This window comes from Devosia sp., from assembly GCF_028290435.1.
Lineage (GTDB): Bacteria > Pseudomonadota > Alphaproteobacteria > Rhizobiales > Devosiaceae > Devosia.
The window spans coordinates 16,772-40,279 of sequence record NZ_JAQGJV010000010.1 but is presented as its reverse complement, the minus strand read 5'-3'; the positions used below and the strand labels follow the sequence as shown (position 1 = coordinate 40,279).

Annotated in this window: 20 protein-coding genes and 1 tRNA gene; 14 read left to right on the top strand and 7 right to left on the bottom strand. The window is 63.3% G+C overall.

The features are described from left to right. Positions 1-5: 5 nt before the first annotated feature. Together JWP26_RS03195 and JWP26_RS03190 are read right to left on the bottom strand one after the other, a co-directional pair. Complete coding sequence (locus tag JWP26_RS03195; RefSeq protein WP_299723363.1) at positions 6-1,508, bottom strand: sugar ABC transporter ATP-binding protein; 1,503 nt, start codon at positions 1,506-1,508, stop codon at positions 6-8. A 210-nt stretch (positions 1,509-1,718) separates the two neighbouring features. Next, positions 1,719-2,657: a substrate-binding domain-containing protein gene (locus tag JWP26_RS03190; RefSeq protein ID WP_299723361.1), complete on the bottom strand. Its 939-nt coding sequence runs from the start codon at positions 2,655-2,657 to the stop codon at positions 1,719-1,721. A gap of 114 nt (positions 2,658-2,771) precedes the next feature. On the opposite strand from JWP26_RS03190, the gene JWP26_RS03185 reads away from it, so the two are divergent. Next, positions 2,772-4,217, top strand: a complete 1,446-nt coding sequence (locus JWP26_RS03185) for an FGGY family carbohydrate kinase (RefSeq protein WP_299723358.1) — start codon at positions 2,772-2,774, stop codon at positions 4,215-4,217. A gap of 80 nt (positions 4,218-4,297) precedes the next feature. Here JWP26_RS03185 and JWP26_RS03180 read toward each other — a convergent pair whose 3' ends face one another. After that, entirely contained in the window at positions 4,298-5,002 is a 705-nt protein-coding gene (locus tag JWP26_RS03180) for a GntR family transcriptional regulator (RefSeq protein ID WP_299723355.1), read from the bottom strand. 76 nt (positions 5,003-5,078) lie between these two features. Here JWP26_RS03180 and JWP26_RS03175 point away from each other — a divergent pair, with 76 nt between their 5' ends. The 4 genes from JWP26_RS03175 (at position 5,079) to JWP26_RS22380 (ending at position 8,758) form a co-directional block, all read left to right on the top strand. After that, positions 5,079-5,561: an Ldh family oxidoreductase gene (locus JWP26_RS03175; protein ID WP_299723352.1), complete on the top strand. Its 483-nt coding sequence runs from the start codon at positions 5,079-5,081 to the stop codon at positions 5,559-5,561. After that, complete coding sequence (locus tag JWP26_RS03170) at positions 5,558-6,805, top strand: iron-containing alcohol dehydrogenase (RefSeq protein ID WP_299723349.1); 1,248 nt, start codon at positions 5,558-5,560, stop codon at positions 6,803-6,805. The genes JWP26_RS03175 and JWP26_RS03170 overlap by 4 nt, the downstream gene beginning before the upstream one ends. Further along, on the top strand, positions 6,802-8,277 hold the full coding sequence (locus tag JWP26_RS03165) for an NAD-dependent succinate-semialdehyde dehydrogenase (RefSeq protein ID WP_299723346.1): 1,476 nt from the start codon (positions 6,802-6,804) through the stop codon (positions 8,275-8,277). The genes JWP26_RS03170 and JWP26_RS03165 overlap by 4 nt, the downstream gene beginning before the upstream one ends. Positions 8,278-8,410: 133 nt before the next feature. Continuing rightward, positions 8,411-8,758: a hypothetical protein gene (locus tag JWP26_RS22380; RefSeq protein ID WP_367184058.1), complete on the top strand. Its 348-nt coding sequence runs from the start codon at positions 8,411-8,413 to the stop codon at positions 8,756-8,758. A 591-nt stretch (positions 8,759-9,349) separates the two neighbouring features. Here JWP26_RS22380 and JWP26_RS03155 read toward each other — a convergent pair. Next, positions 9,350-9,423: transfer RNA gene (locus JWP26_RS03155), tRNA-Gln, on the bottom strand. A 310-nt stretch (positions 9,424-9,733) separates the two neighbouring features. Between JWP26_RS03155 and JWP26_RS03150 the strand changes: the two genes are divergently transcribed. Together JWP26_RS03150 and JWP26_RS03145 are read left to right on the top strand one after the other, a co-directional pair. Further along, the gene (locus JWP26_RS03150) at positions 9,734-10,927 is read left to right on the top strand and encodes a Ppx/GppA phosphatase family protein (RefSeq protein WP_367184057.1); all 1,194 of its coding nucleotides are present in this window, start codon (positions 9,734-9,736) and stop codon (positions 10,925-10,927) included. Further along, the gene (locus tag JWP26_RS03145; protein ID WP_299723338.1) at positions 10,920-11,657 is read left to right on the top strand and encodes an RlmE family RNA methyltransferase; all 738 of its coding nucleotides are present in this window, start codon (positions 10,920-10,922) and stop codon (positions 11,655-11,657) included. The genes JWP26_RS03150 and JWP26_RS03145 overlap by 8 nt, the downstream gene beginning before the upstream one ends. 166 nt (positions 11,658-11,823) lie before the next feature. On the opposite strand, the gene JWP26_RS03140 is transcribed toward JWP26_RS03145, so the two are convergent. Next, positions 11,824-13,275, bottom strand: a complete 1,452-nt coding sequence (locus JWP26_RS03140; RefSeq protein WP_299723335.1) for an MDR family MFS transporter — start codon at positions 13,273-13,275, stop codon at positions 11,824-11,826. 4 nt (positions 13,276-13,279) lie between these two features. Then, the gene (locus JWP26_RS03135) at positions 13,280-14,695 is read right to left on the bottom strand and encodes an MFS transporter (protein WP_299723332.1); all 1,416 of its coding nucleotides are present in this window, start codon (positions 14,693-14,695) and stop codon (positions 13,280-13,282) included. A 301-nt stretch (positions 14,696-14,996) separates the two neighbouring features. Between JWP26_RS03135 and guaB the strand changes: the two genes are divergently transcribed. The 6 genes from guaB (at position 14,997) to JWP26_RS03105 (ending at position 20,481) form a co-directional block, all read left to right on the top strand. Then, positions 14,997-16,499 (top strand): IMP dehydrogenase, encoded by a 1,503-nt coding sequence (gene guaB, locus JWP26_RS03130; RefSeq protein WP_299723329.1) that lies wholly within the window; start codon positions 14,997-14,999, stop codon positions 16,497-16,499. 149 nt (positions 16,500-16,648) lie between these two features. Next, complete coding sequence (locus JWP26_RS03125; RefSeq protein WP_299723326.1) at positions 16,649-17,710, top strand: DMT family transporter; 1,062 nt, start codon at positions 16,649-16,651, stop codon at positions 17,708-17,710. 85 nt (positions 17,711-17,795) lie between these two features. Next, on the top strand, positions 17,796-18,224 hold the full coding sequence (locus JWP26_RS03120) for an MAPEG family protein (protein ID WP_299723323.1): 429 nt from the start codon (positions 17,796-17,798) through the stop codon (positions 18,222-18,224). 34 nt (positions 18,225-18,258) lie between these two features. Continuing rightward, positions 18,259-18,627, top strand: coding sequence for a VOC family protein (locus tag JWP26_RS03115; protein WP_299723320.1), 369 nt, complete (start codon positions 18,259-18,261; stop codon positions 18,625-18,627). Then, complete coding sequence (locus JWP26_RS03110) at positions 18,627-19,919, top strand: RsmB/NOP family class I SAM-dependent RNA methyltransferase (RefSeq protein WP_299723317.1); 1,293 nt, start codon at positions 18,627-18,629, stop codon at positions 19,917-19,919. The genes JWP26_RS03115 and JWP26_RS03110 overlap by 1 nt, the downstream gene beginning before the upstream one ends. A gap of 76 nt (positions 19,920-19,995) precedes the next feature. Continuing rightward, positions 19,996-20,481, top strand: coding sequence for a TspO/MBR family protein (locus JWP26_RS03105; protein WP_299723315.1), 486 nt, complete (start codon positions 19,996-19,998; stop codon positions 20,479-20,481). Positions 20,482-20,487: 6 nt separating this feature from the next. On the opposite strand, the gene JWP26_RS03100 is transcribed toward JWP26_RS03105, so the two are convergent. Next, entirely contained in the window at positions 20,488-21,726 is a 1,239-nt protein-coding gene (locus JWP26_RS03100) for an acyltransferase (protein WP_299723312.1), read from the bottom strand. 120 nt (positions 21,727-21,846) lie between these two features. Here JWP26_RS03100 and guaA point away from each other — a divergent pair, with 120 nt between their 5' ends. Beyond that, entirely contained in the window at positions 21,847-23,424 is a 1,578-nt protein-coding gene (gene guaA / locus JWP26_RS03095) for a glutamine-hydrolyzing GMP synthase (RefSeq protein ID WP_299723309.1), read from the top strand. Positions 23,425-23,508 lie beyond the last annotated feature (84 nt).

The window sequence follows — 23,508 nt, the reverse complement described above, 5'->3', positions numbered from 1 at the left end:
TCCTATCAGCGCCCGTAGCAGAGGTTGAGCAGGCGTTCTTCGTTGAGTCCGGCCGCAGCGACGATATCGGTGATAGCGCCATCGCGCATCACGGCGATGCGGTCGGCCATGCCGATGAGTTCGGGCAGGTCGGACGACACCAGCACCACGCCCATGCCGCCCGCCGCCATGTCGCGGATGATCGAATAGATATCGAACTTGGCGCCGACATCGACCCCCCGAGTGGGCTCGTCCAGCAGCAAGAGACGCGGCTTGCCCAGCAGGGCTTTGGCGAACACCACCTTTTGCTGGTTGCCGCCGCTGAGTTCGCGCACCCGCTGCCCGGGACCGGACGCCTTGAGGCGAACCAGTTCGCCCTGTTGGCTGGTCACGCGCTTTTCGCGGCGGGGCGTCAGCCAGATGCGCCAGCGGCTTTGCGCGGCGAGATGGGGCAGGGTGGTGTTCTCGAAGATCGGCCGCGACAGCACTAGACCCTCCGAGCGCCGCTCGCGCGGAATGTAGCCAATGCCCGCGCGCCAGGCATCGGCCGGGCTACGGGGGCGATAGGCCTGGCCGGCGAGCACCATGCTGCCACCTGTGGCGGCCAGGTCGCCAAACAGCGTGCGCAGCAGATTGCGCTGACCGGCATTGGCGATGCCTGCAATGCCCAGCACTTCGCCGGCGCGGACCTGGAACGAGACGTTGCGGCCGCCGCGAATGCCTAATTCTTGCGCCGCCAGCACGGTTTCGCCGCGAGGGGCGGCGATGGCCGGGGGATAGGCTTCCTCGACGCGCCGACCGATCATCAGGGTCACCAGGTCGTCATGGGTAATGTCCGCGATCTTGCCGGTGTCGATGCTGCGGCCATCGCGCACCACAGTTGCCATGTCGCAGATGGCCATCACCTCATCGAGCCGATGGGACACGTAGAGCACCGAAGCCCCGATGGCCCGCAATTCGCGCAGCACGGTGAACAGGCGTTCGGACTCGCCACGGCTGAGGGCGGCGGTTGGCTCGTCCAGCACGTAGAGCCGCGCTGGGGCACCGTCATCGCCGATGAAGGCGCTGGAAATCCGGACCAACATCTGATCGCCGAGCGATAGGCTACCCAGCGGGCGGGCTGGATCGATATGGGAAATGCCCAGCTTTTGCAGGGTGTCGCGCGCGGCCTGGTTCAGCTTGCGCCAATCCACGAATAGGCCGCCACGCTTGGGATATTGGCGGCCCATGAAGATGTTTTCGGCCACCGACAGCGCCGGGACGACGTTGAATTCCTGGTGGATGAAGCGGAAGCCGAGGCTATGGGCTTGTCGCGGACTGCCGATCTCCACCGGCTGGCCATCGAGCTGGATATCGGCGTGGTCGGGCGCCACCACACCCGCGAGTATCTTGATCAGCGTGGATTTCCCGGCGCCGTTCTCGCCCATCAGTGCATGAATTTCCCCCGGCGCGACGGAGAGATCGACGCCCTTGAGCGCCGGCACGCCGCCATAGGCCTTGGTCACATCTTTGAGGGAAAGCAGGGTCATGGCTGTTTGCAAATTCGAGTACGCGCGGGGCTCTTTCCAAACGCGATGTCATACCGGCGAAGGCCGGTATGACATCCCGATATATGAGAGCGGCCGCAAGGTGGTCGTGCTGTCGGCGCGGTCTGGCGGCGTGTGAAGCGATCTCGGGATGGGCCCCGGCCTTCGCCGGGGTGACGCCGAGTGTGGGATGGTAGCAGCGCCGAACCGGCCTTATTCAGCCGCGTTGGAGGCGGTGATCAACTGGGTCGGCACATAGATCGAACCCTGCTTGATGTCTTCGGCGGCCAGAACGCGCGTGACCACGTCGGCAGTGGTGGTGCCGATACCCTTGAAATCCTGCGCCACGGTGGCCTCGAAATTGCCGCCGGTGGCGATGGCTTCGCGGGCCTGCGGATTGGCGTCGATGCCGGTGATGACGATGCCTTCATTCTGGCGCCCCGCCGCTTCGATGGCCTGCAACGCGCCTAGCGCCGGCTGGTCCCAGGCGGCCCATACGGCCTTGATGCTGCCGGGCTCCGGATTGGCGGCGAGGATGGCTTCCATCTTGGCGCGCGAGTCGGCAATGCCGCCGTCCGAAACGTCGGGAGTCACGTGATCGAGTATCTTGATGTCGGGGAAATTGCCGAACACGGCATCGGCCACCACGCCACGAACCTGCACCGGCGGGAAGGCCTCGAACACGAACATCACCACATTGCCGGCGCCATGGATGCGGTCTGCCACATAGGTCGCGGTTTCGGCGGCCATGGCATAGCCGTTTGAGGTGACGTTGGTGACCAGCAGCGGATCGGCGCCGGCATCCATGCCGATCACCGGAATACCGGCATCCTTGGCGGCTTGCAGGCCGGCGGTGACCTGGGTCGGATCGACATTGATGACGATGGCGTCGACGTTCTGGTTGACCATGTCTTCGATACGGCTGATCACGGCGGCGACGTCGCCGGCGGTGTCGATGACGTTGACGTCCCAATCCTTGCCCTTCGCCGCGGCCTGGAAGGCCTCGACGTAAAACTGCGTCCCCGGCTGCGCCAGATAGGGCGTGATCACGGCAATCTTGGACGCCGCCATGGCGCTAGAAGCGGTCAGCGCGAGGGCAGCCAAGGTGGTGCCAGCGAGAAGGGCGCGAATGGCCCGGTTGTGAAGCGTCATTTGGTGCTGTCCCCTGCGAGCGGCGCGGTGCAAAGCCTGCCACTGGTTTTCTTTTTCCGCTTGGCACCATATGGGAGTGGTCAGGGGACGACCAGAGATTTTGGGAGCATGGGCGTGGCAAAAATCACCCTGATCGGCATCGACGTGGGCACCACCGCGACCAAGGCCGTGCTGATCGACGAGCAGGGTGCACGCCTGGCTGGATTTGCGCTGCCTCATCCGACCCAGCGGCCACAGGCTGGTCACGCCGAGCAGAATCCCGATGACTGGATGAGGGGCGTGCTGGGCGCCTTGCAGACCTTTGCCGCGAGCCACGATCTGAGCGGCCTGCAGGCGATCGGCATCTGCAGCCAGGTCAATACCCACGTCTTCGTCGACGCCGCGGGAGCCCCGCTGTTGCCCGCCATCATCTGGCAGGACAGCCGCTCCGCGCCGGATGCCGCTGCGCTTGAGGCACAGACAAATGCTGCGCAGAAAACCGCCTGGTTTGGCGCCCCGATCCCGATCGATGCCAGCCACGCCATGTCCCGCATGGCCTATGTCCGGCGTGTTCATCCCGACCTTTATGCGCGCACGGCCCACGTCCTGCTGCCCAAGGATTATTGCGTGCTGCAATTGACCGGCGCCGTCGTGAGCGATCCGATCTCGGCGGTGGGACTAGTGGACGCGACCGGCTATGTCGCCGATCTTTTGGCATTAGTGTCGCGCGCTGCCGATGTGCTGCCGCCGTTGGCCAGCTTTACCACGGTGGCCGGCCGCATCAAGCCGGGCCTGCCTTGCGCCGGGACCCCGGTGGTGGTCGGCGCCATGGATGCCTGGGGCGGCATGTTCGGCGTTGGCGTCGTGGCGAATGGCGATGCCATGTATCAGAGCGGCACCAGCGAAATCGCCGGCATCGTCTCGTCCACCATCGTGCCGACGCCGGGCGTCATCCTGTTTCCCGCCTATGAGGGCATCACCATGCATGCCGCGCCAACCCAGACCGGGGGCGCGGCCCTGGGCTGGTTCGCCCAGGTGTTGGGCCGCACGCCGGGCGAAACCGCCGCCTTGGCATCCACGGCGCAGGGCAGCGTCCCATTCTTCCTGCCGCATCTGCAGGGCGAGCGCGCGCCGCTATGGGATAGCGCCTCGCGCGGGGTGTTCGCCCGGCTCGATCCAAGTGCAGGCGCCGCCGAAATGGCCCTAGCGGTTCTCGAAGGCGTGGCATTCTCCGTTCGGCTGGCCTTTGACGCGCTCAGGGCTTCGGCGTCGGTCAATCCGGCGATCATCAATATTGGCGGCGGCGGTGCCACTTCCGACTTCTGGTGCCAGGTCCGGGCCGATATCCTCGGCAAGCCCCTTCGCCGTTGCGCCGCTCCAGAATCAGCGGCGCTCGGCGCGGCCATCCTTGCCGGCCAGTCGCAGGACGCGGCGTCGCCCCTTGCCGATGTTGTCCGCCGTCTCGTCCGTTTTGATCGCGAGTTCGAGCCCGACACCAGCAAGTCCAGTTCCTACCAGGATCGCTTCGGCAAATACGTGGAACTCTACGAAAGCCTTCGTGCCTTCAATGCAGGCTTCTAACCGGCAGAAGGGAAAAGGCCATTCCCTGCGCGCAGCGTTGCTGTGGAGCCTGTGCGCGACGCGAGTTGGTAAGTCGGAGATCAGCGTGCGAAGGCGTTGGCGAAGCGGCCGCGCGACCGCTCGATGTGATGACGCATCGCGGTTTCGGCAGCTTGCGGGTCGCGAAGTGTCAGGGCCTCGATGATCTGCTGGTGTTCCTGAATAGCATCGGCGGTGACCCGAGCGTGATAGAACAGCCTGAACAGGTGGACGTGGGTGTGCAGGTTTGTCAGCGTCTCCTGCACAAGTTCATTGCCACTCGCGCGGGCGATCAGGTCGTGGAACTCGCTATCGAGTTGCGCAAAGCGGCTATAGGCCTCCACCTGTGGTGCCGCTTCCCCGGCTTGCATTTCGGCGGCGAGCTTGATCAGGGCGCCGTGCGTCTCTTCGGTCATGCTCATGGCCGCCCGGCCCGCCGCGAACGGTTCCAACAGCAGGCGCAGTTCGTAGAGCTGATGCAGCCGCGCGCTGTCCAATTGATCCGCGGCGCTGTAGCCGATGAGGTGGGCCTTGACCACCAGGCCCTGGGCCTCAAGCCGCGACAGAGCCTCCCGTATGGGAGTCTGCGAAACGCCGAGTTCACGAACCAAGCGGTCCACTGAAATGCGGCCACCGGGCGCAATCTGGCGCGACATCAATTGCGAATATATCGCGTTGTAGACTTCATCGCCAAGTCGCGTGGGACGCTTGAGCTGCGTCGACGGCACCATTCGCTTCTCACTGATGACCAAGATCGCTTCTTCCATACCAGCTATTGACGTGTCTTTGCGATAGCACCATAGTCCGCCCGGTTCAATCAGATATCCGATCGGATTTTATATCTTGCCGGTTCTTGCCGCCGCCAAAATTCGTCAAACCGCCGAATGCGCCCTGGTCATGGCGGGCGTGCCTGCGCCCAGCGCAGCGGTCCAGGTTGATCTCTGGCTCGACGCGGAACTGCGCGGCGTGCCCTCGCATGGCCTGCTGCGGCTCGAACGTATCGTGCAGCGGATCGAGGCCGGACTGGCGGACCCGCACGCCACGGGTATCCACACTTGGCAGGGCAGCAGCTATCTGACGGTCGAGGGCCAGAATGGCCTGGGCCCGATCGTCGCCAATGCGGCGCTGGCTCAGATTCAGGAACGGGCGCGCCATTCGGGCATCGCCATAGCGGCGGTCGCCAATGCGCAGCATATCGGCATGCTCGCCTGGTATGCAGAGCGGGTAGCGCGCGAGGGCCAGGCGGCCATCGTGCTATCGACCAGGGCGCGGCTCCAGCACCTCGCCGACAGCCCCATTCAACAACAGCAGTACGTGCGATCATGACCCCCATTTTTGCCGCATCGCGCTTGCCGCGCAATCTCGTGTTCGGCGCCGGCCAGCGCGCCGCATTGGCCGGTTATGTGGCGCCGCTCGGCAAGCGTGCACTGCTGGTAACCGACGAGCGGTTTGCCGGCGCGGTCGAGTTCAGCACCATGGTCGATCAGTTGCGCCAGGCGGGTATTGCCGTGGATGTTTATGACCGCACGGTCGCAGAGCTGCCGGCTTCCTGCATTGCCGACGGTCTCGAGCAGGGCAAGGGCTTTGGTGCCGATGTCATCGTGGGCATTGGCGGGGGCAGTTGCCTGGACGCCGCCAAGATGATTGCCCTGCTGCTCAGTCATGGCGGACAACCGTCCGATTACTACGGCGAGTTCAAGGTTCCGGGACCAATCCTGCCATTGGTGGCGGTGCCGACAACGGCAGGCACGGGATCGGAAGTCACCCCTGTCGCGGTCATCTCCGATCCGGAGCGCGCCGTCAAAGTGGGGATCGCCAGCCCTCATCTCATTTCACATACGGCGATCTGCGATCCGGAACTGACCTACACGTGTCCCCCCGGACTGACTGCGGTGTCCGGTGCCGATGCGTTGACCCATGCCATCGAGGCGTTCACCACGTTGCGCCGCGCCGCAGATGCCCAGACCGTCCACGAGCACGTCTTTGTCGGCAAAAATGCGTTCTCCGATCAGTATGCGCTGCAGGCGATCCGGCTCATCTCGGGAAGCCTCAAGGCCGCTTACGATAACGGGGCAGACTATGGCGCCCGTGAGCGGCTGATGATGGGCGCGACCATGGCCGGTCTCGCCTTTGGGACGGCCGGCACCGCCGCCGCTCATGCCGTTCAATATCCGGTCGGGGCGCTGACCCATACGCCGCATGGGGCGGGCGTAGCGGTCATGATGCCCTATGTCATGGAGTTCAACCGCTCCCACGCCGAGGCGGAGATGGCCGAGATCGCCGATGCCATGGGCGTCGTGAGCACGGGCATGGACCAGGCCGCCAAGGCTTCCGCAGCGATCGATGCGGTGGCCGACCTGTTTGCCGCAGTGGGCATACCCAGAACTTTGAAAGACCTCGGCCTCGGCGAAGACAAGCTGGATTGGACCGTCGAGGCCGCGCTGGGTGCGGTGCGTCTCGTCAAGAACAACCCGCGTCCGCTCGACACCGCGTCGATCACGCAACTCGTCAATGCCGCCTTCACCGGCGATCGCACCGCGCTGCGCGGCACAGTCAGGGAACTCTCATGAACACGCACCCATCATTCAACGGACTGAGTTTCGATCCTACCACGCTGCCATCGGACTTGTGGATCGACGGGCAGTGGCGGCCCGGCTCCACCAAGGCCCGGATCGATGTCCTCGATCCCTCGACCGGCAAGACCATCACCTCTATCGCAGATGCCAGCATCGACGACGCGATGGCGGCGGTGACCGCCGCTCATAAAGCCGGCCCCAACTGGGCCGCCACTGCACCGCGCCAGCGTGGCGAAATCCTGCGCCGCTGTTTCGAGCTGATGATCGCCCGCCGCGACATGCTGGCCGAATTGATCAGCCTCGAAAACGGCAAATCGCTGAGCGACGCCAGAGGCGAGGTCACCTATGCGGCGGAGTTTTTCCGCTGGTTCTCCGAAGAGGCCGTTCGTCTCAATGGCGATATCTATACGGCGCCCAGCGGCGCTAACAAGATCGTGGTCGAGCATCAGCCCATCGGCGTCTCGGTGTTGATCACGCCGTGGAATTTTCCCGCAGCCATGGCCACCCGCAAGATCGCCCCGGCGCTGGCGGCCGGCTGCACCGTGGTGCTCAAGCCTGCGACGGAAACGCCGCTGACGGCCTATGTGCTAGCCCAAATCTATGCCGAAGCCGGCGTTCCGGCGGGCGTCGTCAACGTGCTGACCACCTCGCATGCGGGTGCCACTGTCAGTGCCATGCTGCATGATAGCCGCGTGCGCAAGCTGTCCTTCACCGGCTCGACCGAAGTCGGGCGCAAGCTGCTGCGCGAAGCCGCCGACACGGTGATTTCCTGCTCGATGGAACTGGGCGGCAATGCCCCGTTCATCGTCTTCGATGACGCGGACCTCGATGCAGCGCTCGACGGCGCCATGATCGCCAAGATGCGCAATGGCGGCGAGGCGTGCACGGCCGCCAATCGCTTTTACGTGCAGAACGGTATTCTCGAGGCCTTCTCCGCCGGGCTGGTACAGCGCATGGCGGCGCTCAAGGTGGGTGCCGGTTATGACGCCCAAACCCAGTGTGGGCCGCTGATCAACCAGGATGCTGTAGATCGTATCGGCGGGCTGGTCGATGATGCCGTGGGGCAGGGCGCGACCGTGCTGACCGGGGGCAAGGCTTCAGGCGGCGACGGCTTTTACTTTCCGCCCACCGTGATCAGCAACGTGCCGGGCACGGCCAGCATCAGCCGCGAGGAAATCTTCGGGCCGGTAGCCGCCATCACCAGCTTCGCCAGCGAGGACGAAGCGGTCGCGGCCGCCAACGACACCGAATATGGGCTCATCGCCTACGTCTATACCTGCGACGTGGGACGCGGCATGCGCGTCTCCGAACGCCTCGAAAGCGGCATGATCGGTGTCAATCGAGGCCTCGTGTCCGATCCCGCGGCCCCGTTCGGTGGGGTCAAGCAAAGCGGGCTGGGACGGGAGGGCGCCCATCATGGGATCATGGAATTCTGTGAAACAAAATATATCGCCGTGAGCTGGTAGCCAGCATCCCGGCGCGGAGAAGGACGTGCAGTGAAGATTACTAAGGTTGAGACATTCAGTTAGTTTTTGACGAAACCAAGCCGAATAACGCTCCGCTTTTGTGCGGATCGAAACCGAGGATGGCCAGTTCGGCATGGGGGAAGCGTCCCCGATGCAGGGTGGGCGTGCTTCCCTCGTCATCATTGCCGCCGATATGGCCCCGCTCCTCATCGGTAAGGACATATTGGACCACGCCGTATTGCTGGATACGCTCTATCACACATGCATTAAGCTGGGGCCGGAAGGGGCAACCACCGCTGCGCTTGCGGCGCTCGATATCGCGCTCTGGGACCTCAAGGGCAAGCTGCTCGGTCAGCCAAGCTGCAAGCTGCCGATCCACTTATCTTTTTGCCCTACCATAGTGCTCCTATTTTGCACCCAGCGAAGCCGGGCGCTCGGCCGACGGGCCTCTTCTGGGACGGACCAGCTTGCGCTGGTCTAAGTGAACGGGCGGCCTGCCGCCCGGTGGATGAGAAAGAGCCCGCGGAGATAGGCTGCTTAAATTATTCTGGCCCAGGGCCGCGTTCGTAGTTAGGCGGCGGCGTCCGCTCGAAATCTGCGGTGCCATCGAGCAAGCCAGCTAGTGCAACCGGAGGCGCAGTCGGCATTTGGGTCGGGCAGGTACCAGCTAGTTTCAAGTTTTCTGTCGCACGAATACGCCAGCAGCAGCGGGGTCAGCGCTCTTCGGTCGCTGTGCTGCTCGGCCGGCGGCGCTACGGCGAAAAACATCGGCCCAGCTTACTGACGTCGCGGTGCGAATGGCGAGCTGTCCGGGCTCAATCGTCAGCAAGATTGCCGACACCGCCTACTCCGACGAACCTTGTACAGGCTTGATAGGAGTAGACATCGACTGCTCAAGAAGCCCCTGCTTCCAGGGCAATACAATGTCGCGTTTATGTCGCGTGGCATGGCGGTGCGCAGATGGACTTGCATGTCCTTACAATGACTTAGCTGTATGTGACATCTGCGACATGTCCACTCGCTCACGAGGTGCTGAAGAACGCTAAGTCTCTAATTTCATTTCACAATTAGATGGCTGGGGAACCTGGATTCGAACCAAGATCGACGGAGTCAGAGTCCGCTGTTCTACCGTTGAACTATTCCCCAAAAGCGCAGGGCGCTTGGGAAGCGGGCGAAAGCGGTGCTTTCGCGGGCGGTCGGTGTGCCGGCCCAGTTGCTTCGGAGCGGCTTTTAGCACATTCGGCGCTCTGTTCAAGGGCTCAGGACGCATTGCCCAACTATTTCGTCATGGCAAATCCGGCGAATGCCCATTCCACCGCAAACCCGCATCCACCCCCTGCAAAGCCAGCGATTGCGCAAAACGGCCCCTTGCTTTACCGTCGATCCTGACACGCAATAAATGTGCGTCGGGCGCGGCCGCCTTATCGGTCGGCGACCGTGCACGCAGGAGACTATCGTGACCGATTCAGATCGGTCCGCTGCCGCGCCATCGTCTGCGAACGATGCGGCATTTCCGTCCCGGGATGGCGAGAGCCAGCCTGGGCGAGGGTCTGGGGCAATCGACGCCCCAAGTCCATCGCCGGAACAGCGGACGCCACCAGCGCCCCATCCCCACCGCAAGCATCGCGGCCCCGTTTACGCGGCGCTCGATCTTGGAACCAACAATTGTCGCCTGCTGATCGCGCGCCCGCACGATCACGGCTTTCGTGTGCTCGATGGTTTTACCCGTATCGTGCGGCTGGGGGAGGGCGTCTCCACCAGCGGCCGCCTGGGCGAGGCCGCCATGGAACGCACCATGGAAGCCCTGCGTCAGTGCCGAAACAAGCTGCGCGAGCACCAGCCAGCCCGCATGCGCCTGATCGCCACCGAAGCCTGTCGCGCCGCCGAGAACGGTCCGGCGTTTCTGCAGCGCGTCAGCACCGAAATCGGGCTGGATCTGGAGATCGTCGATCGGCGCACCGAGGCCGAGCTGGCAGTGACCGGCTGTGCCGATCTTATCGATGCCAACGCCGCGGGCGCCCTGATGTTCGATATCGGCGGCGGATCGTCTGAACTGGCCTGGCTCGATTTTCGCGGCGGCCGACCCAAAAGCCAGGGTCGTATGCCTGCTTCGATCCGCTCCTGGCAATCCCTGCCGGTCGGCGTTGTCTCTATTGCCGAAAAATTCGGCGGCATCGATGTCACGCCGCAGGTGTTCGAGGCCATGGTCGCCCATGTGTCGGACCATCTGCGTCAGTTCCGCGGTCGCGAAAAGCTGCGCCAGATGATCGCCAGCCATCCGGTGCACCTGATCGGCACCTCGGGCACGGTGACGACGCTGGCGGGCCTGCATCTGGGCCTCGAACGCTATGAACGCCAGAAGGTCGATGGCCTGTGGATGAAGCGCGCCGAGGTCGATGAGACCATGAAGATCCTGCTCGCCATGCCCTTCGATCGCCGTGTCGCTCATCCCTGCATCGGTCGCGACCGGGCCGATCTGGTGCTGCCCGGCTGTGCCATTTTCGAGGCCATCCGCCGCGAATGGCCTACCGATCGCGTCCGCGTTGCCGACCGGGGCCTGCGCGAGGGCATTCTGATATCGCTGATGGACGCCGACCGTGTCCAGAGCCGGTCGACACGCTACCCGCTGCGGAGAAGCGCCAATGGCTGAAAAATCCCTCGGGACTGGTGGACGCAAGTCCGACAAAGACCTCAAGATCCGCGTCAAATCGGCCAAGGGCCGCAAGGTGTCGTCCACCATGTGGCTGGAGCGCCAGCTCAACGATCCCTACGTGGCTCGCGCTCGCGCGGAAGGCCTGCGCTCGCGCGCGGCGTTCAAAATCCGCGAAATGGATGAAAAGCACCACCTGTTCCGCAAGGGCATGCGCATCGTCGATCTGGGCGCGGCGCCCGGCGGCTGGTCGCAGGTCGCCGCCAAGGCCATCGGCTCGACCGAAGCCAATCCGCTGATCGTCGCCATCGATTACCTATTCGTCGATCCGATTCCCGGCGTCATCCTGCTACAAAAGGATTTCACCGATCCCGACGCGCCGCAGGTTCTGATTGACGCTATGGGCGGCAAGAAAGTCGATCTGGTCATGTCCGACATGGCCTGGCCCACCACTGGCCATCGCCCCACCGACCATTTGCGCATTGTCCATCTGATCGAGATCGCCGCCGAATTCGCCATCGACGTGCTGGCCGAAAATGGCATGTTCGTCGCAAAAGTGTTCCAAGGCGGCACCGAGCATGAGCTGCTGCACATGCTCAAGCGTCATTTCCGCACCACCGTCCACGCTAAGCCCAAATCCAGCCGCCAGGACTCCGCCGAGGCCTATCTGATTGCCAAGGGTTTCAGAGGGAATGTGGATCGGGAAGAGGCGGCGGAGGACGAGGAATAGGGCGCCGCGCCAAGAACGGAGCGTCGCCCCCTCCTACCTCCAGGGAGGTTTGTCTCCACTCGTTAAACTGGATTGCGCCCCACCCACCGGCAGACACCTCCCCTTTGATGGGGGAGGCTGGGAGGGGGTGTTCTACGATCCGGCCGGCCCTTCCAGGCAAGTCGCCTCAATGCCCGTGCGGCCCCGACGTCAATTGATATCCCGCATTCTTGGGTAGCCGCGCAAACATCACGGTCGAAATCGCGGTTAGCGCCGCAACCACGAAGAACGCCAAGTGGAAATCCGCCAGTACCAGTTCGCCGCCGCGGATGGCGTTGCTCGCTTCCAGAATGCCGCCACCCAGCGCAACGCCCAGCGCGATCGTCAGCTGCGCGCTCACTTGGCTCATGACATTGGCCTGGCCGGCATCCTTGTCGTCGATATCGGCGAACACGAAAGCATTGCTGCCGGTCCAGAAAATGGACTGCCAGAAGCCAACGAAAACCAGGATCGAAATGATCAGCGGCACTGGCGTGGATGGATCGTACAGCCCCATCGCCACCAGCCCAAGGGCCGAAATGGCGGTCGAAACGACTAGCGCATTGCGAAAGCCCCACTTGATGAACAGCCGGTTGGCCACGAACTTGGCGACGATCGCGCCCACCGCGCCGGCAAAAGTCACCATGCCCGATTGAAACGGGCTCAGCCCGAACGTCAGTTGCAGCATCAGCGGAAACAGAAACGGGACCGCGCCCTGGCCCAGCCGGAAAAAGCTGCCCGCCACGATCGAGCTGCGAAAGAACGGAAACCGCAGCAGCCGCAGGTCGAACAGTGGATATTCCGTCGACAGCGCATGGCGCGCATAAAAGTAGCCCGCGCCGATGCCGATTGCCGTTGCCACCACGCCGACCAGCGGGGGCAGGGCCGGCAGGCTGATCACCGAGGTGCCGAAGGCGAACAAGGCGAACGCCGTCCCGGCGAGCAAAAATCCCTTCATGTCGATTTTGCGCGGCGCATTGCGAATGGTCTCGGGCAGGAACTTGCTGACCAGCACTACGCCCAAAACGCCGATCGGCACGTTGATGAGAAAAATCCAGTGCCAGCTGAGATATGTCGTCAGGAATCCGCCGAATGGGGGCCCGACGATTGGCCCGATCAGGCCGGGAATGGTCAGCCACGCCATGGCATTGACCAAGTCGTGCCGGGGCGTTGCCCGCACGAGCACCAGGCGAGCCACCGGCGTCATCATCGCACCGCCCATGCCCTGCAGGAACCGGGCGCCCACAAACGCAAATAGCGAGTTGGAAAAGGCGCAGGCCAGCGAGCCCAGCACGAAGACGATCATCGCCACCCGGAACACATTGCGCGATCCGAAGCGGTCGGCCATCCACGAGCTGATCGGGATGAAGATTGCCAGCGCCACCAGATACGCCGTCAGCGCCAGTTTCAGCGAAATCGGATCGGTATGGATGTCCTTGGCGATGGCATTGAGCGATGTGGCGATCACCGTCGAATCCATGTTTTCCATGAATAGGGCTGTGGCGAGGATCAGCGGCGTCAGCCGTAGAGCGAGCCTAGAGGGGCGCTTGGCCGTCCCGTCATTTGTGCCCTCTGCCAGCTCTGGCGTGGTGATGGACATGACTTCACGGCTCCTTCGGCACGACGACTGCGCTTGGCGTTACGATGGCTTTGTGGCCCGAAACATTGCTGCCCGCGTCGGCCGGCAGCAGCAGATAGAGGATGCCGGCGCAAGCGCTCAATCCGCCGACCACAAAGAACGCCACCTGGAAATCGATCAGCGCCAAGTTGCCGCCATGAGTCAGGCCGCTGATTTCCAGAATGGCACCAGCGATCGCCACGCCCAGCGCGATGCTGATCTGCTGGGCCACCGCCACGATCGCGGTCGCCTGGCTGGCCTCGTCATTGTCGACATCGGCATAGCCCAGCGCGTTGGAGCCAGTGAAAAAGACCGAACGCAAGATGCCGCCGAGCAGCAGCACCGTCATCATCACCGGGATCGAAGTTTGCGCAGTGAACAGACCCTGCACGCCGATCAGCAGTCCGCCGAAAATGGCCGCAAAGCCCAGGACACGCGGAAAACCGATCCGGCCATAGAGAAACTGCGAAATGAATTTGGAAGCGATGGCGCCGATCGCCGATACGAAGGTGATCCCGCCCGATTGCAGCGGCGTCAGCCCAAACCCCAATTGTAGCATCAGCGGCAGCAAAAACGGCACCGCGCCCACGCCGATACGGAACAGCGATCCGCCGGTAATCGATGACCGGAACAGCCGGTGGCGCAGCAAGGACGGATCGAGCAAGGGATGCTCGGTACGCACTGCGTGCAGATAATAGAGGATTGCCGACGTTACCCCCACCGCCAGGGTCAGATAGCCATAGATCAGCGGCAATGCCGGCAGGCTCACCACCGACAGGCCGAACACCACGCCCGCAAAGGCGATGCTGGCCAGGATGAAGCCGACCACGTCGATGGGGCGCGGATTGCGAACGTCCACGACCTTGAGGAAAATGCTCGCCATGATGATGCCGAGAATGCCGATCGGGATATTGATCCAGAAAATCCAGTGCCAGCTCAGATAGGTGGTGAGGAACCCGCCCAGCAGTGGGCCCGAGACCGGCCCCAGCAGGGCAGGTACGGTGAGCCAGGCCATCGCATTGACCAGTTCGTTGCGCGGGGTCGAGCGCACCAGCAGCAGTCGGCCGACCGGCGTCATCATGGAGGCGCCCAGCCCCTGGAAGAACCGGGAGAATACGAACGTTTCCAGCGAATAGGAGAATGAGCAGGCCAGCGAGCCGAGCATGAACACGAAGATGGCCAGCCGGAAAATGTTCTTGGAGCCGAAACGGTCCGCCATCCAGCCGCTGAGCGGGATAAAGATCGCCAGCGACACGAAATAGGACGTCAGTGCCAGTTTCAGCGAAATCGGCTCGGTGCCGATGTCCCGCGCTATGGCCGGCAGGGACGTGGCAATGACCGTGGAGTCCATCTGCTCCATGAACAGAGCGACCGCCAAAATGAGGGGAGTAACGCGGATCACGAAAATACCGGGGAATCGAGACAATGGCTGAGGGGAAAACCAAAAAGACTATGAACCTAACTATCGCGGCTGCAAACCCGGAAAGGCGGCTTGTATGGTAGATTTTCCGTGTGGTGGAAGCAGTTTTGGCCGTTTTTCGCCGTGCAACCCAGCTACGCGCTGGCGCAACTGCGCGACGGCTATGCAAAGCCGGGTCGCGGTGCTAATGACCCTCGCCAACCTGAACCCGGCGATGCGTCCTCCGCCCGGTTCTTGCATCCAACATTTCTGTTTCTGACAGAAGGCACGGAAGGGTCTGGCCTTGGCAAAGATTATCACCACCATCACTGGCGACTACGCACTGACGTTTGACGATGTGCTGCTGCAGCCGGCGCGTTCCGACGTGCTGCCAGGCGAAACCGATATCGCCACTTACGTGACCAAGGATATCGCGCTCAATCTGCCCATCCTGTCCTCGGCGATGGACACCGTCACCGAAAGCGCCATGGCCATCGCCATGGCCCAGGCCGGCGGCCTCGGCGTCATCCACAAAAACCTCACCGCCAGCGAGCAGGCCGAACAGGTCCGCATGGTCAAGAGCTTCGAAAGCGGCATGGTGGTCAACCCCATCACCATCGGTCCTGACGCAACTCTCGCCGATGCCCTCTCCCTGATGCAGCTCAACCGCATTTCAGGCATTCCAGTGGTTGAAAACGGCGGCACCGGCGGCCGCGCCATCGGCAAGCTGGTCGGCATTCTCACCAATCGCGACGTCCGCTTCGCTTCCAATCCCGGCCAGCGCATTGCCGAGCTGATGACCCACGAAAATCTCGTCACCGTGCGCGACGGCGTCTCCAAGGACGAAGCCAAGGTGCTGCTGCACACGCATCGCATCGAAAAGCTGCTGGTCGTCGACAACGATTATCGCTGCGTCGGCCTCATCACCGTCAAGGACATCGAAAAGGCCCAGCTCAACCCCAATGCCGTCAAGGATGCCCAGGGACGCCTGCGCGTTGCTGCCGCTTCCACCGTCGGCGATAACGGTTTCGAGCGCTCGCTGGCGCTTATCGATGCCGGCGTCGATCTCCTCGTCATCGACACTGCCCACGGTCACTCCGTTCGCGTCGCCGAAGCCGTCGAGCGCATCAAGCGCGAAAGCAATTCCACCCGCATCGTCGCCGGCAATGTCGCCACCGCCGAAGCCGTCAAGGCGCTGATCGATGCCGGCGCGGACAGCATCAAGGTGGGTATCGGCCCCGGTTCGATCTGCACCACACGCATCGTCGCTGGTGTCGGCGTGCCTCAGCTCGCCGCCGTCATGGCCTGCGCGGAGGAGGGCGCCAAGCAGGGCGTTCCCGTCATCGCCGATGGCGGAATCAAATTCTCCGGCGACATGGCTAAGGCCTTGGCCGGCGGTGCTTCTTGCGTCATGGTCGGCTCGCTCCTGGCCGGCACCGACGAAGCCCCCGGCGAGGTCTATCTCCACCAGGGCCGCTCCTACAAATCCTACCGCGGCATGGGCTCCGTCGGCGCCATGGGCTCCGGCTCCGCCGACCGCTACTTCCAGCAGGATGTCCGCGACCAGCTCAAACTGGTCCCCGAAGGCATCGAAGGCCAGGTGCCCTACAAGGGTGCCGCCGGCGCCGTCCTCCACCAGCTCGCCGGAGGCCTCCGCGCCGCCATGGGGTACACAGGCGCCCACAACCTGCAGGATTTCCGCGACAACTCGGTTTTCGTGAAGATTTCCGGCGCCGCCCTCAGCGAAAGCCATGTCCACGACGTCACCATCACCCGCGAGGCGCCCAACTATCGCAGCGGGCGCTAAGCGGACTCTGCCACCATGATTCAGTCGACACCCTCCCCCTTGCGGGGAGGGATCAAGGGTGGGGGATGTTTAGCCCCCATTTGAAATCGGGCCTCCGAGGGGAATGATTGCCCCGTAGCTCGACGCGGCGGACGTGCTATTCTGCCTCAATGTCCAATAATCATTCTCATCTTTGGCCTGGTGTCCCGCTCGCACTCGGCTCGGCGATCCTGTTCGGTGTATCGGCGCCCCTGTCCAAGCTGCTGATCGGTTCTATCGATCCATGGCTGTTGGCGGGCATTCTCTACCTCGGTGCAGGCGCCGGCCTCGCCATCGTGCACTGGGGACGGCCGCTGATCGGGCTGCCAAAGGTCGAGGCGCAGTTGCAGCGCAAAGACCTGCCGTGGCTTGCGGCCGTGATCGTCTTCGGCGGCATGCTGGGACCGTTGTTCCTCATGCTCGGCCTGTCTCGGACGACTGCCGCATCAGGCTCGCTGTTGCTGAACCTGGAAGGGTTAGCAACCATGGCCATCGCCTGGACCATTTTCCGGGAGAACGTCGACAGGCGCTTGCTGATCGGCGCAGCAGCCATCCTCGCCGGAGCGATATTGCTGTCCTGGAATGGGCAAGCCCTGCGGCTTGATACCGGCGGTCTGTTCATCGCCGCCGCCTGCATGTGCTGGGGCATCGACAATAATCTGACGCGTAAGCTGTCATCTGCCGATCCCGTGCAGATTGCCATGATCAAGGGCCTCGTGGCCGGATGCACCAACGTCGTATTGGCTCTATCCCTTGGCGCCACGCTGCCAGGCCTGGGCATGATCGGTGCTGGGGCCACAGTCGGCTTCCTGGGGATCGGCGTAAGCCTCGTGATGTTCATGCTGGGCCTGCGGCATCTGGGAGCGGCGCGGACAGGCGCCTATTTCTCGCTCGCGCCGTTCATTGGCGCCGTGCTGGCCGTGGTCATCTTCCGGGACGCCATCACGGTCCAGCTTTTGCTCGCCGGCCTGCTGATGGGCCTCGGCCTTTGGCTACATCTGTCGGAGCGGCATGATCATGAGCACGTCCACGACGCCATGGAACACGACCATGTCCATACCCACGACGATCACCATCGGCATGACCATGACGGGCCGGTCAGCGAACCCCATTCCCATTGGCATCGCCACGAGCCGATGCGCCACACACATCCGCACTATCCCGACCTGCATCACCGGCATAGCCACAACTGAATCTGCGGCAGGCCGCGTGCTCGCCGGAACTGATTCCGTTCCAATGCCTTAGCCCCATATCCCGACTCTCTGCCGGAGCTTCACCATGCCGCTGACCGCCAAGCTCCTGATCCTATCCATCGCCGCCCAGGTCCTCCTGACCATCGGCATCCTGCTCCTGATGGGCCGCGAGCGTGTCCCCCGCGTCATGTCCGGCGAAATCAGCTGGCAGGACATCGCCGTCGACCGCTCCGCCTATCCGCTGCGCGCCCGGCTGCTCTCTAACAATTTCGACAACCAGTTCCAGCTCCCCGTCCTGTTCTACGTCGTCGCGCTCCTCGCGCTTTGGTCCGGCAGCATTGGCTGGGTCGAGGTCATCCTGGCCTGGCTCTTCGTTATCCTGCGCTATGTCCACGCCGTGATCCACACCACCAGCAACAGCTTGCTCCCGCGCTTTTCCGCCTATACCGCCGGCATGGTGGTTCTCTGTGTCTTCTGGGTTTGGGTCGTTGGCCGCGTGCTGCTTTTGCCGTAAGGCTAGCGCAAATCTTTTCCCCGGTGCCCCGACCATGAAGCCGATCCTGCGTATCGACACCATTTTCGTCCCCGCCATCGATACCGCCGCAGCCGCCGCCTGGTATGCCCGCGTTTTCGACATGGTCGAAGTCTTCCGCTCCGGCCGGCACATCGGCCTGCGTGTCGCTGGCGCACCGCGTAACAGCACCGCCCTGACGCTGAACCCGGTCGAGCGCATCGAGCCCTTGCCCCACGCCGCCTTCAACTTTTACACCCAGGACCCCGAGGCCCTGCGCGACCGCCTGCTCGCCGAGAGCGCTGAAGTCACCCCGATTACTGACGAGGAAGGCATGCGCTGGTTCGATTTCGTCGATTTCAGCGGCAACCGCGTCAATATCTGTCATTTCGCCGGAGGCGAATAATGCGTCTGCCCGGTCGTCTCTCCGCCGCAATCGATGTTCTCACCGAAGTCGAAACCCGCAAGCGCCCCGTCTCCGAAGCCCTCAAGTCCTGGGGCCTGGCTAATCGCTTCGCCGGGGCCGGCGACCGCGCCGCCATCGGCAATCTGGTCTATGACGCGCTGCGCCGCCGCGCCTCCCATGCCGCGCTGATGGGCGAAGACACGCCGCGCGCGCTGATCCTGGCGGTCGCCGTCCGCGATTGGGACGAAGACACCGTGGCCCTCAATGCCAGCTTCACCGCCGATGCCCACGGGCCGACGCCGATGACCGACGAGGAAATCGCCCGCGTCACCGGCCAGCTCGACGACGACACGCCCGGCCATATCCTGGCCGATATCCCCGAATGGCTTGCGCCCTCACTGGAGCGCGCCTTTGGCGACAACTGGATCGCCGAGGGCCAAGCCATGACCGGCCGTCCATCGCTCGATCTGCGCGTCAACACGCTCAAATCTCAGCCCGAGCGCGTCCTCAAATCCCTCGCCCGTTTCACCCCGCGGGTCACCGCCATTGCCCCTAATGGCGTCACCATGCAAGCCGGTCCCGGCGATGCCCGCACCCCCAATGTCACCACCGACGAGGGCTATCTCAAGGGCTGGTTCGAAGTGCAGGACCAGGGCAGCCAGATCGTCGCCGCTTTGGCCGGCGCTAAACCGGGCGAACAGGTGCTCGATCTGTGCGCCGGGGCAGGGGGCAAGACCCTCGCCCTCGCCGCCGCCATGGCCAACAAGGGCCAGATTTTCGCCTATGACAGCGACCGCAATCGCCTCGCGCCAATCTACGATCGCCTCAAGCGCAACGGCGCCCGCAATGTCCAGACCCGCGCTCCCGCGCCCGGCGCGCTGGACGATCTGGTCGGAAAAATGGATCGTGTCCTCATCGACGCCCCCTGCACCGGCACCGGCACCTGGCGCCGCCGTCCCGATACCAAGTGGAAGCTGACCCCCGAACTGCTGGCCACCCGCACGGCCGAACAGTCCGCCATCCTCGAAGAGGGCGCGCGTTTCCTCAAGCCCGGCGGCGTGCTGGTCTACATCACCTGCTCAATCCTGCCCGAGGAAAACGACGACCGCATCGCCGCCTTCCTCGCCGCTCACCCCGAGTTTTCGCCTCTATCGCCCGAAGCCCTCTGGCAAACAGCCTTTGGCAAAGAGCTCCCCGAGGACCTCGCCACGGCTGGCTCCGGCATCGCCCTGACCCCGCGCCTGACCGGCACGGATGGATTCTATTTCAACGCGTTATCCCGCAGTGCTTAAAGCTGCGCAATAATGTGAACCGAGGCGACCCATCCTGCGTTCAATCGGGGCAATCCTCTGAACGCAGGCCGTGATCATGTCTCTCGCTTCCCTCGCCGACTACAGGACGCCCCGTCCGTGGCTTATCCTGGTCGCTTTCATCATCGTCGTCGTCGGCGTCGGCGGAGTGATCGGCACTCAGTCGCTGCCTGGCACCTGGTACGAGGGGCTGAACAAGCCGCCGTTCAATCCGCCCAACTGGGTCTTCGGCCCAGCCTGGTTCACGCTCTACGTGCTGATCGCCATCGCCGGCTGGCGCATTTTCATGATCGACGCGCGCAGCACCGCCATGAAGCTCTGGTATGCGCAGATGGTGCTGAATTTTGCCTGGTCGCCGGTCTGGTTCACCGCGCACCAGATTTGGCCCGCTTACGCCCTGATCATGGCCATCTGGCTGCTGATTATCGCCTTCATGCTGACCGCCCCCAGGCTCGACAAACCCGCCGCCTGGCTATTCGCGCCCTACCTGCTCTGGGTCACCTTCGCCAGCATGCTCAACCTGTCGATTGGCTTGCTGAACTAGCCTTTCTCACCCCGCCCCTCCGGAGAGACTTCGGCGCTTAGCGCCGGGTGAAGGGGCTTCTTGCTCCAGCCCTCTTGCCCAGTTTATCACCGGCCGCTCCAGCCTGCGGTAGGATTGGTCGGCGATGAGGATAGCGATGGCGATAACTGCCAACCCTCCGGGGATGAACAACTGCAGCCCATGGGCGCCCTGCGCCAGTTGAGGAAACCAGAACTTCGCGATCAGCTCGATCACCAGATAATGCCAGACGTAAATCCCGAACGAAATCTGTGCCAGATACTGCACAATCCGGTTGTCGAGCAGGCGTCCCAGCCACAGCGTCGATGGCGTCACTGCCAGTACAACCCCCAGCGCAAGCGGCAACCATGGAAAGGCGTAGGGCACATCGAGAAAGGCAAAGCTCTCGACGCTTCCACTTAGAAACACCTGCCAGATCGTGCAGCCAGTCGCCAGCAGCGCTAACGCCGATAGAGCGTCAAACAATCCATGCCGATACTGTCCCAGCCGCACCTGCAGCCCGCCCGCCAGCGCCCCAATTGCAAAAATGGCAAACATCGAGAACGGATTGATCCGCGGCATCCAAGCCTTGGCGCCGCCCTGCATGCCATGGTCCCAGCCGGCATCGACTTGATCCACCTGCACCAAGTTGGCGAACAGCCAATGCGCTCCCAGCGCCAGCCCGATTACCCCAAGCCAAAGGGCCAGTTGCACCAAGCCATTACGGACCCGGCGCGCTGCGCGAAACACCAACCAAAATCCCAGCGGCATCAGCACATAGGCCGTTACCTCGAACCCTATCGACCAAAGCGGCCCATTGAGCTCCACCGGAAACAGCGTCGTCCAATGCCAGTCGCTCACCAGCAGCAGCCCGGCGCCATAACGCAGCCACAGCCAGCCATCGAGGGGAAACCCGAACACGGCGAAGCTCAGCACGAACGTCACCGTCAGCGCCAGCCAAAACCCCGGAATAATCCTCGCTCCCCGGCGCAGCGCATACACCTTCAGCGACGGCATCGGCTCGCCCCGCTCCAGGGCCTGCCAGAACGGCCGCGCCAGCAGGAACCCTGAAAGGACGAAAAACATCGCCACTCCCAGCCCGCCGATGACGCCGAAAATCCGCATCCATCCGAGATAGGTGAAGTCGGCCGAAAACCCCATGCGCTGCACCAAGTGATGAAACACCACCACCAGGCACGCGCACGCCCGCACGAAATCGGCACCCAGCAAACGGCGGTCGACGTCCATATGGCTTCCTTCGGATCAGCGCGCGCGACGCTAGGCGAACGGGCGACAAAGTCAAATGCCGCAACCCCGCAATGCACCGCAGCGCTTGCGCAAAAACGCCTCCAGCGCTAAAGCCTCGCCATGACAGCACATGACGAATCTGCCCACGCGGCCCCCGATAGCATCCTGATCGTCGATTTCGGTTCCCAGGTCACCCAGCTCATCGCCCGGCGCGTCCGCGAGACGGGCGTCTATTGCGAAATCCACCCGTTCAACAAGGCCAGCGAGGCCTTTGCCTCCATGCGTCCCAAGGGCGTCATCTTCTCCGGCGGCCCCGCCTCGGTCACTGAGCCTGGCAGCCCGCGCGCCCCGCAGGAAATCATCGATTCCGGCCTGCCGATCCTCGCTATCTGCTACGGCCAGCAGACCTTCTGCCTCCAGCTCGGCGGTAAGGTCGAGGGCGGCCACCACCGCGAATTCGGCCGCGCCGATATCGAGATCCTCGAACCCAGCGCGCTTTACGAGGGCATCTGGGAGGTCGGTGGCAAATACCCCGTCTGGATGAGCCACGGCGACCGCGTCACCGAGCTTCCCGAAGGCTTCAAGGTCGCCGCCACCTCGCCCAACGCCCCTTTTGCCATCGCCACCGACGAAGCGCGCAAGCGCTACACCACCATGTTCCACCCCGAGGTGGTGCACACTCCCGATGGCGGTCGGCTATTGGCCAATTTCGTGCACAACATCGTCGGCCTCGAAGCCGACTGGAACATGGCCGCCTATCGCCAGAAAATGGTCGAGAAAATCCGCGACCAGGTCGGCTCCGAACGCGTCATCTGCGGCCTCTCCGGCGGCGTCGATTCCTCCGTCGCGGCTGTGCTGATCCACGAAGCCATCGGCTCCCAGCTCACCTGCATTTATGTCGACCACGGCCTGATGCGTCTGAACGAGAGCGAACAGGTCGTCACCATGTTCCGCGACCAGTACAATATCCCGCTGGTCCACGTGGACGCATCCGAGGTCTTCCTGCGCGAGCTCGACGGCCAGGCCGACCCCGAAACCAAGCGCAAGATCATTGGCCGCCTGTTCATCGAGACTTTCGAGGCCGAAGCCAAAAAGCTCGGCGGCGCCAAGTTCCTCGCCCAGGGCACGCTCTATCCCGACGTGATCGAGAGCGTCTCCTTCACCGGCGGCCCCTCGGTCACCATCAAGTCGCACCACAATGTCGGCGGACTTCCCGAACGCATGAATATGCAACTGGTCGAGCCGCTGCGCGAGCTGTTCAAGGACGAAGTGCGTGCCCTCGGCCGCGAACTGGGCCTGCCTGAAAGCTTCATCGGCCGCCACCCGTTCCCGGGTCCCGGTCTCGCCATCCGCTGCCCCGGCGGCATCACCCCGGAAAAGCTCGATATCCTGCGCCGCGCCGATGCCATCTATCTCGACGAAATCCGCAAGTCCGGCCAATATGACAAAATCTGGCAGGCCTTCGCCGTGCTGTTGCCGGTCCAGACCGTCGGCGTCATGGGCGATGGCCGCACCTACGAATTCGTCTGTGCCCTGCGCGCCGTCACGTCCGTGGATGGCATGACCGCCGATTTCTACCAGTTTGACATGAACTTCCTCGGCAAAACCGCTACCCGCATCATCAACGAAGTCCGGGGTATCAACCGTGTCGTCTACGACGTCACCAGCAAGCCCCCCGGCACCATCGAGTGGGAATAAGGATCAACTTGACCGGAGAACGTCGAATGGGCGATCTCCGGTCTGTGGCTCGGGCCCCCCAACCCAGCCCTATAAACAGCACTC